This window comes from Buttiauxella sp. BIGb0471, assembly GCF_024807715.1.
GTDB lineage: Bacteria > Pseudomonadota > Gammaproteobacteria > Enterobacterales > Enterobacteriaceae > Buttiauxella > Buttiauxella agrestis.
Map to the genome: position 1 here is coordinate 535,311 of NZ_JANUEU010000003.1, position 13,056 is coordinate 548,366.

General features: G+C 49.1%; 11 protein-coding genes. 7 read left to right on the plus strand and 4 right to left on the minus strand.

Annotation, left to right across the window (positions count from 1 at the left end; all coding sequences use genetic code 11):
* Positions 1 to 107 precede the first annotated feature (107 nt).
* The 3 genes from pepA to M2371_RS13225 all read left to right on the plus strand — a co-directional run bounded on the left by pepA (position 108) and on the right by M2371_RS13225 (position 5,004).
* Complete coding sequence (gene pepA / locus M2371_RS13215) at positions 108 to 1,619, plus strand: leucyl aminopeptidase (protein WP_034498761.1); 1,512 nt, start codon at positions 108 to 110, stop codon at positions 1,617 to 1,619.
* Between the two features lie 64 nt (positions 1,620 to 1,683).
* On the plus strand, positions 1,684 to 2,142 hold the full coding sequence (locus tag M2371_RS13220; protein ID WP_034459595.1) for a DNA polymerase III subunit chi: 459 nt from the start codon (positions 1,684 to 1,686) through the stop codon (positions 2,140 to 2,142).
* 6 nt (positions 2,143 to 2,148) lie between these two features.
* Complete coding sequence (locus tag M2371_RS13225; RefSeq protein WP_259267923.1) at positions 2,149 to 5,004, plus strand: valine--tRNA ligase; 2,856 nt, start codon at positions 2,149 to 2,151, stop codon at positions 5,002 to 5,004.
* A 63-nt stretch (positions 5,005 to 5,067) separates the two neighbouring features.
* On the opposite strand, the gene M2371_RS13230 is transcribed toward M2371_RS13225, so the two are convergent.
* Positions 5,068 to 6,261 carry a YjgN family protein gene (locus M2371_RS13230; RefSeq protein WP_259267924.1) on the minus strand — a complete coding sequence of 398 codons (1,194 nt, stop codon included), beginning with the start codon at positions 6,259 to 6,261 and terminating at the stop codon, positions 5,068 to 5,070.
* Between the two features lie 198 nt (positions 6,262 to 6,459).
* On the opposite strand from M2371_RS13230, the gene M2371_RS13235 reads away from it, so the two are divergent.
* Positions 6,460 to 6,963, plus strand: coding sequence for a GNAT family N-acetyltransferase (locus M2371_RS13235; protein ID WP_259267925.1), 504 nt, complete (start codon positions 6,460 to 6,462; stop codon positions 6,961 to 6,963).
* Here the strand turns inward: M2371_RS13235 and M2371_RS13240 are convergent.
* Together M2371_RS13240 and rraB are read right to left on the minus strand one after the other, a co-directional pair.
* A complete protein-coding gene (locus M2371_RS13240) occupies positions 6,960 to 7,718 on the minus strand; it encodes a tRNA isopentenyl-2-thiomethyl-A-37 hydroxylase MiaE (protein ID WP_259267926.1) in 759 nt (252 codons plus the stop codon). The two genes, M2371_RS13235 and M2371_RS13240, sit on opposite strands and share 4 nt — an antisense overlap.
* 56 nt (positions 7,719 to 7,774) lie before the next feature.
* Positions 7,775 to 8,200, minus strand: coding sequence for a ribonuclease E inhibitor RraB (gene rraB / locus M2371_RS13245; protein ID WP_034498767.1), 426 nt, complete (start codon positions 8,198 to 8,200; stop codon positions 7,775 to 7,777).
* A gap of 163 nt (positions 8,201 to 8,363) precedes the next feature.
* Here rraB and argF point away from each other — a divergent pair, with 163 nt between their 5' ends.
* Positions 8,364 to 9,371, plus strand: a complete 1,008-nt coding sequence (gene argF / locus M2371_RS13250; RefSeq protein WP_172893139.1) for an ornithine carbamoyltransferase — start codon at positions 8,364 to 8,366, stop codon at positions 9,369 to 9,371.
* A gap of 43 nt (positions 9,372 to 9,414) precedes the next feature.
* On the opposite strand, the gene M2371_RS13255 is transcribed toward argF, so the two are convergent.
* Entirely contained in the window at positions 9,415 to 9,867 is a 453-nt protein-coding gene (locus tag M2371_RS13255) for a YhcH/YjgK/YiaL family protein (protein WP_259267927.1), read from the minus strand.
* 570 nt (positions 9,868 to 10,437) lie between these two features.
* Between M2371_RS13255 and speFL the strand changes: the two genes are divergently transcribed.
* On the plus strand, positions 10,438 to 10,542 hold the full coding sequence (gene speFL, locus M2371_RS13260) for a leader peptide SpeFL (RefSeq protein ID WP_115627191.1): 105 nt from the start codon (positions 10,438 to 10,440) through the stop codon (positions 10,540 to 10,542).
* A gap of 326 nt (positions 10,543 to 10,868) precedes the next feature.
* Positions 10,869 to 13,031, plus strand: a complete 2,163-nt coding sequence (gene speF, locus M2371_RS13265; protein ID WP_259267928.1) for an ornithine decarboxylase SpeF — start codon at positions 10,869 to 10,871, stop codon at positions 13,029 to 13,031.
* Positions 13,032 to 13,056 lie beyond the last annotated feature (25 nt).

Genomic DNA, 13,056 nt, shown 5'->3' on the forward strand with positions numbered 1-13,056 from the left:
CTCGTAAGATTAACACGAAGTCATCGCAACCGCGGAGATGAGTTACGAAAGCTTGCAATTCTAGCCGTAGCCACCGCCGTTGTCTTTAAGATTCAGGAGCGTAGTGCATGGAGTTCAGTGTAAAAAGCGGTAGCCCCGAGAAACAGCGTAGTGCCTGCATCGTTGTGGGAGTCTTTGAACCGCGTCGCCTGTCCCCGGTCGCCGAACAACTCGATAAAATCAGCGATGGCTACATCAGCGCACTTTTGCGCCGTGGTGAGCTTGAGGGAAAACCCGGTCAAACTTTATTGCTTCACCACGTTCCGAACGTGCTCTCCGAGCGCATTCTGCTGATTGGGTGTGGCAAAGAGCGTGAGCTGGATGAACGTCAGTATAAGCAAGTTATCCAGAAAACAATTAATACTCTAAATGATACTGGCTCGATGGAAGCCGTTTGCTTCCTGACCGAACTGCACGTTAAAGGCCGCAACACTTACTGGAAAGTACGCCAGGCAGTGGAAACGGCAAAAGAGTCTTTGTATAGCTTCGATCAGCTGAAGACCAATAAAAGCGAGCCACGTCGCCCGCTGCGTAAAATGGTCTTCAATGTGCCAACTCGCCGCGAGCTGACCAGCGGTGAACGTGCGATTCAGCACGGCCTGGCGATTGCTGCGGGCATTAAAGCCGCGAAAGATTTGGGCAATATGCCACCAAACATCTGTAATCCTGCGTACCTGGCTTCTCAGGCGCGCCAGTTAGCGGATGCTTTCAGCAAAAATGTAGTGACTCGCGTGATTGGCGAACAGCAGATGAAAGAGCTGGGCATGCACTCTTACCTCGCGGTAGGGGATGGTTCCCAGAACGAATCGCTGATGTCCGTCATCGAGTACAAAGGCAGCACCGATCCTGAAGTGCGCCCAATCGTACTGGTGGGTAAAGGCCTGACGTTCGACTCCGGTGGTATTTCCATCAAACCTGCCGAAGGCATGGACGAGATGAAATACGACATGTGCGGTGCCGCTTCTGTTTACGGCGTGATGCGCATGGTGGCCGAACTGAATCTGCCGATTAACGTGATTGGCGTGCTGGCTGGCTGTGAGAACATGCCTGGCGGGCGTGCTTATCGCCCAGGTGATGTACTGACTACCATGTCTGGCCAGACGGTAGAAGTGCTGAACACCGATGCCGAAGGCCGCCTGGTGCTGTGTGATGTGCTGACCTATGTTGAGCGCTTCGAGCCTGATGTGGTTATCGACGTGGCAACGTTAACCGGCGCGTGTGTGATTGCCCTTGGCCATCACATTACCGGTTTGATGTCTAACCACAATCCGCTGGCGCACGAGCTTATCGGCGCGTCCGAACAAGCGGGTGATCGGGCATGGCGTCTGCCAATCAGTGATGAGTATCAGGATCAACTGGAATCTAACTTTGCTGATATGGCAAACATTGGTGGCCGTCCTGGTGGCGCAATTACCGCAGCCTGCTTCCTGTCGCGCTTTACCCGTAAGTACAATTGGGCGCACCTGGATATCGCAGGTACGGCCTGGCGTTCTGGTAAAGCCAAAGGTGCAACTGGCCGCCCGGTTGCGCTGCTGTCACAATTCTTGTTGAACCGCTCAGGGTTTAACGGCGAAGAGTGATTTAGCGCCCTCACCCTCTCCTCCGGGAGAGGGTAAAACCCATTACCTGGAAAAAGCTGGCTCAATGAAAAACGCGACGTTCTACCTGCTCGACAACGACACGCCTTCCGGTGAGTTGAGTGCCGTTGAAGCGTTGGTTTGTGAACTGGCGGCAGAAAGCTTTCGCGCAGGCAAGCGCCTGCTGATTGCTTGTGTTGATGAACAACAAGCTATCCGTCTGGATGAAGCACTCTGGCAGCGCGATGCGCACGCATTTGTCCCTCATAATCTTGCCGGTGAAGGGCCACGTTACGGCGCCCCGGTGGAACTGGCCTGGCCGCAACGACGTGGAAGTTCACCACGCGATGTACTGATTAGCCTGTTGCCGCAGTTCGCAGATTTTGCCACCGCTTTCCATGAAGTGATAGACTTCGTACCTTACGAAGACACTCAAAAACAACTAGCCCGCGATCGCTACAAAGCCTATCGCGTTGCTGGTTTCCACTTGACTACGGCGACTCATACCCCGCCGGGAACGACATAGCAGACAATGGAAAAGACATATAACCCGCAAGATATCGAACAGCCGCTTTACGAGCATTGGGAACAGCAGGGCTACTTTAAGCCAAATGGCGATACCAGCCAGGAAAGCTTCTGCATCATGATCCCGCCGCCGAACGTTACCGGCAGCTTGCATATGGGTCACGCCTTCCAGCAAACGATCATGGACACCATGATTCGTTACCAGCGCATGCAGGGTAAAAATACTCTGTGGCAGGCGGGTACTGACCACGCCGGCATCGCAACGCAAATGGTCGTTGAGCGCAAAATTGCCGCCGAAGAAGGCAAAACACGCCATGATTATGGCCGTGACGCCTTTATCGACAAAATCTGGCAATGGAAGGCAGAGTCTGGTGGCACTATCACCCGTCAGATGCGTCGTCTCGGCAACTCCGTAGACTGGGAGCGCGAACGCTTCACCATGGATGAAGGTCTGTCCAACGCGGTGAAAGAAGTGTTCGTCCGCCTGTACAAAGAAGATCTGATTTATCGTGGCAAACGCCTGGTAAACTGGGACCCGAAACTGCGCACCGCAATTTCCGATCTGGAAGTTGAAAACCGCGAATCTAAAGGTTCTATGTGGCACCTGCGTTATCCGCTGGCTGACGGCGCAAAAACCGCTGACGGCAAAGATTACCTGGTTGTCGCAACTACCCGTCCGGAAACCGTGCTCGGTGATACCGGCGTGGCAGTGAACCCAGAAGATCCGCGTTATAAAGATCTGATCGGCAAATTTGTTGTGCTGCCGCTGGTTAACCGTCTTATTCCGATCGTGGGCGATGAACACGCCGATATGGAAAAAGGCACCGGCTGCGTGAAGATCACGCCTGCACACGACTTTAACGACTATGAAGTTGGCCGCCGTCACGCTCTGCCAATGATCAACATTCTGACCTTCGACGGTGATATCCGCGAAGCCGCAGAAGTGTTCGATACCAACGGCGAAGAAGCTGACGTTTACAGCAACGACATCCCGGCTGAATTCCAGAAACTGGAACGTTTCGCCGCTCGTAAAGCTGTGGTCGCTAAGTTCGACGAAATGGGCCTGCTCGAAGAGATCAAACCACACGATCTGACCGTTCCTTACGGCGACCGTGGCGGCGTAGTTATCGAGCCAATGCTGACTGACCAATGGTACGTGCGCACAGCCCCGTTGGCGAAAGTCGCGGTTGAAGCGGTTGAGCAAGGTGACATTCAGTTCGTACCTAAGCAGTACGAAAACATGTACTTCTCCTGGATGCGTGATATTCAGGACTGGTGTATTTCTCGTCAACTGTGGTGGGGTCACCGCATCCCGGCCTGGTACGATGCCGAAGGCAACGTATACGTTGGTCGCAACGAAGCGGAAGTTCGTGCTGAAAACAATCTGGGCGACGACGTTGCACTGAACCAGGACGAAGACGTTCTGGACACATGGTTCTCTTCCGGTCTGTGGACATTCTCCACCCTCGGCTGGCCTGAGAACACCGAAGCACTGCGCACCTTCCACCCAACCAGCGTGATGGTCAGCGGCTTCGACATTATCTTCTTCTGGATTGCGCGCATGATCATGCTGACCATGCACTTCATCAAAGATGAAGACGGCAAACCACAGGTTCCGTTTAAAACTGTCTATATGACCGGTCTTATCCGCGATGACGAAGGGCAGAAAATGTCTAAGTCCAAGGGTAACGTAATCGATCCACTGGATATGGTTGACGGTATTTCCCTGGAAGACCTGCTTGAGAAGCGTACCGGTAACATGATGCAGCCACAGCTGGCTGAGAAAATCCGTAAGCGCACCGAGAAGCAATTCCCGAACGGTATTGAACCACACGGCACCGATGCGCTGCGCTTTACGCTGGCAGCTCTGGCGTCAACCGGTCGCGACATCAACTGGGACATGAAGCGCCTGGAAGGTTATCGCAACTTCTGTAACAAGCTGTGGAACGCCAGCCGTTTCGTGATGATGAATACCGAAGACCAGGATTGCGGCTTTAACGGCGGCGAAATGGTTCTGTCTCTGGCAGACCGCTGGATTCTGGCGGAATTCAACCGCACGGTGAAAGCGTACCGTGAAGCGCTTGACAGCTATCGCTTTGATATCGCTGCCAATATTCTGTATGAATTCACCTGGAACCAGTTCTGTGACTGGTATCTGGAGCTGACCAAACCGGTGATGAACAGCGGCACAGAAGCGGAACTGCGCGGTACGCGTAATACGCTGATTAACGTGCTGGAAGGCCTGCTGCGTCTTGCGCATCCGATCATTCCATTCATCACCGAAACCATCTGGCAGCGCGTGAAAACCTTCAAAGGCATCACCGAAGATACCATCATGCTGCAACCGTTCCCGGCGTATAACAGCGCACAGGACGATGAAGCTGCGTTTGCAGATACCGAGTGGCTGAAGCTGGCAATCACCGCAGTACGTAACGTTCGTGCTGAGATGAATATCTCTCCGGGCAAACCACTACCAGTTTTGCTGCGCAACGTCAGTGCAGAGGCGGAACGTCGCGTTAACGCGAACCGTACCTTCCTGCAAAACCTGGCGCGTCTGGAAAGCATCACCCTGCTGCCTGCTGATGATAAAGGCCCGGTTTCCGTGACCAAAATCATCGAAGGTGCAGAGCTGCTGATCCCAATGGCAGGCCTGGTCGACAAAGCCGCTGAGCTTGCGCGTCTGGACAAAGAGATGGCTAAGCTGGATGTTGAAATTACATCCATCGAAAACAAGCTGTCTAACGAAGGTTTCGTGGCGCGCGCGCCAGAAGCTGTTGTCGCAAAAGAACGCGAACGTCTGGCGGCATGTGGTGAAGCTAAAGTGAAACTGGCTGAGCAGAAAGAAACTATCGCTGCGCTGTAATTGAGTGCTTTGATATGAGAAGGCCGGGAGATTCCCGGCCTTTTTTATGAGTATAAATATTGGTTAAAAACTAATGTTTGGAGTCAGGCCTCGAGAAAGACGGCTCACAATATCGTTGGCAATTTTTTCGTTATGATCCTGCAAATCTAATTCGTCCAGATCACCATCAACCCAGGTATTTCGTGCCAAATATTTACAATAGCGTACTCGCGCCCATGGGTAGCCCACGCCTAAAGTACAACCTGTTATCAATGCATTGATTATTAATTGGCTTAAAAAACCGGCTACCGTCAGCGTTGAGCGAAAGGTAAAATGATCGCTAAGCGAGACGGTTTTATAATAATAATTACGCATTGTGACATAGAGATAGCTTGCCCAAAGTAATATGCCAAACATATAAATCAAATAGCCAATAAACATTGTTGTTCCTGATGACTGAAGTTCATTGGCAATAGCCTCAGGATCGCCCTGACTGGATAATATTTTTATATAAGCAGGGACTTCCAACTTCAAGACTATCAAAAGAACAGGAATCAACATCAACATACTAATAAGGCTAATACTGACGAGTTTTTTGATACTTATTTTGGCAGTGAAATTGTTCTTACCAAAACTTAAATGGTTGAATAATAAATTCAACCAAAGTGCCGAGGAAACGCCCTGCACAACGGCCATCCCCAAAACTCCCACGACTAAAGCGACAACACCGGTAATGATGATCCGATCAAATTCAAAAATCGAAGCCGACCGGCAAGTCAGCATGATAAGAGTACAAACCAGAAGCACACCCAGCATCATTATTAACGGACAACCCAGCATCACCCACCATGCTTTAAAGCCTGAACACCGAAAATTAAAACGCACATTATTGAGGGTGGTAGACTGCAACTGATAACGTAAACTTTGCACCAATAAATATGGCAAAAACAGTATTAATGCGGCCCCCAAACACACGGCAACGAAAGTGTGTCTACCAATAACAGCGCCTTCTAAAGCGAAAATATAAATCAACATACACAGCCAACTGGCAAATAGAGAACGCCCTGTTGCATGGTAAGCAAAGCATGAGCCATATAATTCTGTATGGCTATAAAGGTATCGCTTAGAACGCACCAGCGCCCATGCACCAAAAATGCCAAATGTAATTATTATTAATAATAAATTGACTATGCACACTCTAAAATAGCCACTACCTGTCCCATTAAAAACCAGATTTTTGGTTTGTTTTTCTTTTATTACGACTTGCTGATCTGACATATATCTCCCTCAGGATTGCATCCCTGTCTCTTCGTAAATGATTTCTTTTCATACTCTTGCCGACTGTTATCTAACCACACCTCTTCGTGTTTAAATAATCCGAAACGGGAGTAACAAAACAGCTTAGAAACTTGCTTGTTAAGTTTCACAGTGGTATTAAAATGAGCTGTCTTTACCCCATCATTAATGAGTCACGCTATGAATCTTGCTGCTCCGGTTGAAATCGCTCTGCGCCGGATAACCGCCCACGACAATGCGCCTATCGCGAGTGTCATCCGCGAAGTCTCTGCTGAATATGGTTTAACTGCCGATAAAGGCTATACCGTTGCAGACCCTAATCTGGATGAACTGTTTCAGGTTTACAGCCAGGCAGGGCACGCATTCTGGATTGTGGAACTGGACGGCAAAGTGGTTGGTGGCGGAGGCGTCGCGCCGTTAACCTGTAGCGAGCCGGATATTTGTGAATTGCAGAAGATGTATTTCCTGCCGGTCGTGCGTGGCAAAGGGCTGGCAAAAAGGCTGGCATTGCAGGCGATGGATTTCGCCCGCGAAGAAGGTTTCAAGCGCTGCTACCTCGAAACGACGGCATTCCTGACAGAAGCCATCGCGCTGTATGAACGCTTAGGGTTTGAACATATTACTGAGCCGCTGGGCTGCACCGGGCATGTTGATTGCGAAGTGAGAATGCTCAGAACGCTTTAAGTCGGCACGCCACTATGAAAACGGAATTCGCTATCAGGGCTGCTAATTAAAGCGGCCTCAACTTCCCCAAAGAAACGCACCCGATCGCTGATATCACTCCCGGCAATTTGTTCGGCTAACGCTAAATAATCCTGATAATGCCGGGCTTCTGAACGCAATAGCGACAAATAGAATTTCTGTAGTTCTTCATCCAGATGCGGTGCCAGTGCGGCAAAACGCTCACAGGAACGCGCTTCGATATACGCCCCGCAAATCAGTTTATCCACCAGCATGACAGGCTCGTGCGTTCGTGTTTCGCTCAGCAAACTTTTGGCATAACGGCTGGCGGTCATTTTCACGTAGGGAATGTTGCGGGCGAGCATAATCTCGCGTACCTGCCAGAAGTGATGCAGCTCTTCTTTAATCAACAAAACCATGCTGTCGATAAGCTGCTGGCCCCAGGCGCTGTCCGTTTTGGGCATCACGCTTTTGCTCAGGGTTTTATGCAGTGCAATAAAATCAGGTTCTGCCCCCTCACGGAAAGCGAAGTCCTCGTAGGGTTTTAGCCAATCAAGTAAAAACTGCGCACTGCTTTTATCGGCAACGTATTTGCGAATCAAAAACATCGCGGTTTGTGCAGCTTTGAGTTCACACACCAGATGGTCAGTCAGCAATAAAGGTAAATGCTCCGGCTGGCGGGCTTTTTCAATCCAGGCTTCTGGCGTTGGACAATGCAGGAAATTCAATACCGGGGAGAGGAGTTGCGGATAGTTCATAAGGGTTGTTATTGATCCTTGATGTGCAGCGGCATCACACCGCTGCACGGAAGAGATTAGTGGCGCACGCCGTCGTCGTCTTCGTCGACTTCATCCTCGTCATCGCCTTCTTCACCGTCTTCGCCGTTCGGGTCTTCGAAGTAAGTGCCCCAACCGTCATATTCCACACCGAATTTCTCGGCGAGGTTCAACAGTTGTTCGACTTGCTCGTCCAGTAATTCAGCCTTCAGCGCAGATTCGCTCAGCACGTCACAGCAGATTACCGTTTCACCCTCTTCAACTTCCAGCTCTTCCGGGTCAGTGACTTCGTAACCCATTTTGAATGCTTCAACAGCGGCTTTCTCAAGAGTTTCGAAATCATCTGCGGAAAGGTGATGCTCGATAGTGTACAGCGCATCAGGATCGCTGCCGTCTTCCAGTAATTCTTCAATAATCAAACGCGTTTCTTCGCGTTGCTCTTCCAGCAGTTCTGGATTTGCCATGGCCCTTTCCTCAATTTGTAGGCAGATACTTCTATTTTCACACACGGCTGAGTTTGCCTCCACCTTTCCCGCTAAAGTTTTTACGCGAGGGGTTGCAAATGAATAACCATACATATAAATTGAATTTATATTCAATAAATGGCGTGTGCCATGTGAGGAAAATATGAGTCACTTTTATCAAAAGCATTTTCTGAAATTACTGGATTTCACCCCTACCCAACTTCACGAATTACTCGCCCTTTCAGCCAGCCTGAAAAAAGATAAGAAAAAAGGCACTGAAGTTCAGCACCTTACTGGTAAAAACATCGCGCTCATCTTCGAAAAAGACTCGACTCGTACGAGGTGCTCTTTCGAAGTTGCCGCATTTGACCAGGGTGCACGAGTGACTTATCTCGGCCCAAGCGGCAGCCAGATTGGGCATAAAGAATCAATTAAAGATACGGCGCGCGTTTTGGGCCGCATGTACGACGGTATTCAGTATCGTGGCTTTGGCCAGGAAATCGTCGAGACGCTGGCGCAATACGCGGGTGTGCCAGTATGGAACGGGCTGACGAATGAGTTTCACCCCACCCAGTTACTGGCCGATTTACTGACGATGCAAGAGCAATTGCCGGGCAAGACATTCCAGCAGATGACGCTTGTTTACGCCGGTGATGCACGTAATAACATGGGAAATTCAATGCTGGAGGCTGCCGCACTCACCGGGCTTAACCTACGCCTGGTGGCCCCACAAGCCTGCTGGCCGGATGAAAAACTGGTAACGGAATGCCAGGCACTGGCAGCTCACAATGGCGGGAACATTACGCTGACAGAAGATATTGCGGCGGGCGTAAAAGGTGCCGACTTCATTTATACCGATGTGTGGGTGTCGATGGGCGAAGCCAAAGAAAAATGGGCTGAGCGTATCGATCTGTTAAGAGCATATCAGGTAAACAGCAAGATGTTGGCACTGACCGGTAATCCTGATGTGAAATTCATGCACTGTCTGCCTGCTTTCCACGATGACCAAACGACGCTGGGCAAGCAAATGGCGGAGCAGTACGGCATGCATGGCGGAATGGAAGTGACAGATGAAGTGTTTGAGTCGGCTAATAGCGTTGTGTTTGACCAGGCTGAAAACCGGATGCACACCATTAAAGCGGTAATGGTCGCCACGCTGGCTGACCTTTAATAGTTAATGGCGGAGGGCGCTAGCCATCCGCCACCATCATTGATTATGCCATCAACATCTTCACTACGACTTTACGCACGGTCGCAGGTTTCTCCACCGCGCACAACGGTTTGTGCACCTCACCTGGATAGAACACCACAAAATCCCCTTCATTCAGGATGACGGTTTTTTCCTGCTCACCTTCTGGCAAGAACGCGATGTCTTTATCAGCCAGCCAATCAGTTTCAGGCGTGCCCGCAGGGAGGCAGCTAAAGGTCATGCCTTCCTGGCCGCGCATCACAATCTGAATGTCCAGGTAGCGCTGGTGAAATTCAGCCGGGCGCTCTGCGATGGGCTGCGTGCTGTCTTCTGAAACCAGCATAAACAGGCGGTTGCCGTCGATATCATGCTTGCCCAACGGGGTTTCTGGGGTGATGTGCTGTTTAACATGCTCAATCGCCAGACGCAGTTCTTCCGGAAGCCAGGATTGCAAAGCATGAATGTTGCCGATAATCATAATCAATACCTTTTTTTTTGAAACGATGTTTTATTACGGTATTTATACGAGCATTCATCTTTTGCCGCCACGAGTTTTTTTAGAAAACCGGTGTTGTCTCCAAAAAATGCACAAACAGATGATTAAAACCTCCGAGGGATGACAGCGTAGAGAGATGATTCAAAAAATGGCGAGCAAATAGCATTTATTGCTAACATCACCCCCGTGAATAAAAATGCACCAACTAATACAAAATAAGCATTTTGATGAATATCACCGCCTGCCTGACATGAAGGGAATTCATTAACAATAGAGCTTCATTTTGTTAGCAAATTTAAATCTCAACCGCTGCAGGCTAAACATTGATGCGATTAATCCCGCTCCAGCGAAGTTTATTTTTCAAGTATCGTCTATTTTGCAATTAATAATTTCACATATTAATAACCCGGGCTATTGATAACTTATTCAGTAGTTTTCAAATAAAACGATGTTTTGTTATTTACACAAAAATCAAAAGTGACTGACATCACAGTTTTATAAATTGACCTGATTACAATAGCCCCGATTTCCAAAAATGAAGGGAAATAGAAAATGGAAAATAATAATAAGGCCATGCCACACATCCGACGTATTACGCATATTATGATGCTGATACATCGTAGCTGCTTTGACTTCCACCTTTTCAACTCTAAGTAATCTCCCCCCTAACGGCATCTGCTTCTGCGGATACTCGTTCCTGCTTGTCACCAAACACTGATAAACCCAGTAAACCATTGAACAGGGTTACTATTATCCATTGTTTTGCGTGCGGCATTTGACTATCCAAATTAACAGACAAGCCTGACTGGTGAAGCAATCACCTGGCATTTATCGACTCTTATCAATAATTCCATATTAAGAATTATTGCGGGTAGCTATTGCCTTTAAAAAATAATAAAGCATCGGAATCCCATCAGGGAATATCTGACGGCTATGCCATATCTAAATTTTACGCATTACAAACATTAGAGAACATAAGCAAAATGGAAAAATTAAAAATAGCGGTTAATACCAGCACAACTGAATGCTTTAGTACCGATCGCGAAATCGTCGATATTACTCATACTAATTTCACTGATGTGTCTGCTGCTGTTATTTCCGTGAAAGATGCTATCTCAGGGATGTTGAATACTATTGAACAAACTGGCTTCGGCATTCCAATTTTTGTCGCGGTTTGTTGTGAAGAAGAGTTGCCTGCTGAAGTGCTTCCACGCGTCACCGGCGTGTTTGAACTGTGCGATGGAAATGTAGATTTCTACGGTAAACAACTGGAAGCCGCAGCGGTTAAATATGAAAAAGAAGTGCTACCGCCGTTCTTTGGCAGCCTGGTGGAATATGTGCAGCAAGGCAATGCCGCTTTTGACTGCCCAGGGCACCAGGGTGGCCAGTTCTTCCGCCGTCACCCAGCCGGACGCCAATTCTTTGATTACTTTGGCGAAACGCTCTTCCGTTCGGACCTATGTAACGCTGACGTTTCGATGGGTGATTTACTGATTCACGAAGGCGCACCATGCACCGCACAAATGCATGCGGCGAAAGTATTTAACGCCGATAAAACCTACTTCGTTTTAAACGGGACGTCTTCCTCAAACAAAGTGGTGCTCAATGCGCTGCTGGCACCGGGAGATTTGGTGCTGTTTGACCGTAACAACCATAAATCAAACCACCACGGCGCATTGATTCAGGCAGGTGCCACACCTGTTTATCTGGAAACAGCTCGCAACCCGTTTGGTTTTATTGGCGGTATTGATGCCCATTGTTTTGAAGAAAAATATTTGCGTGATTTAGTGCGCGAAGTGGCTCCAGATCGTGGCGCTGAAAAACGCCCGTTCCGCCTTGCGGTTATTCAGTTAGGCACCTACGACGGCACCATTTATAACGCGCGTCAGGTTGTCGATAAGATTGGTCATCTGTGCGACTACATCTTGTTTGATTCTGCCTGGGTAGGTTACGAGCAATTCATTCCGATGATGAATGACTGCTCACCGCTGTTGCTCGAACTGAATGAAAACGATCCGGGGATTCTGGTGACGCAGTCTGTGCATAAGCAACAAGCGGGCTTCTCCCAAACCTCACAAATTCATAAAAAAGATAAACATATCAAAGGCCAGGATCGTTACGTGAATCATAAGCGGATGAACAACGCGTTTATGATGCACGCCTCCACCAGCCCGTTCTATCCGTTGTTCGCAGCCCTGGACGTCAACGCCAAAATGCATGAAGGCGAAAGCGGGAAACGCATGTGGATGGACTGCGTAAAAGTGGGGATCGAGACGCGTAAGTTGCTGTTAAAACTCTGCAAACATATTCGTCCGTTTGTGCCAGAAACAGTTGAAGGCCGCAAATGGGAAGATTTTGATACCGAGGTGATGGCGAACGATCTGCGTTTCTTTAATTTCATCCCCGGCGATCGCTGGCACTCATTTGAAGGCTACGCAGAGCATCAATATTTCGTTGATCCTTGCAAACTGATGCTAACCACGCCAGGTATCAACGTTCAAACCGGTGAGTACGACAAGTTTGGTGTCCCTGCGACTATCCTCGCCAACTTCCTGCGTGAGAACGGCATCGTGCCGGAAAAATGCGACCTGAACTCCATTTTGTTCCTGATGACGCCTGCGGAAGACATGGCAAAGATGCAGCATCTTGTTGCCCAAATTGCGCGTTTTGAACGCCTGATTGAAGAAGATGCTCCACTCTGCGACGTTCTACCTTCCATCTACAAAACCTACGAAGAACGTTACCACGGCTACACCATCCGCCAGCTGTGCCAGGAAATGCACGATTTGTATGTCAGCCACGACGTGAAGCAGCTGCAAAAAGAGATGTTCCGTAAAGCTCACTTCCCGAAAGTCGTGATGAATCCTCAACAGGCAAATATTGAGTTTGTGCGCGGAAACGTTGAATTAGTGGCGTTATCGCAAGTTGAAGGTCGCATCGCCGCTGAAGGTGCGCTGCCCTATCCTCCAGGCGTTTTATGTGTGGTTCCAGGGGAAATCTGGGGCGGCTCTGTGCAGCGTTATTTCCTGGCGCTGGAAGAAGGGATCAATTTGTTACCTGGCTTCGCGCCGGAGTTACAAGGGGTATATATCAAGCTGGATGAGGACCGCAAAAAACGCGCTTATGGCTATGTTATTAAACAATAAATCTGAAATCAAAAAGCGTCAGGGT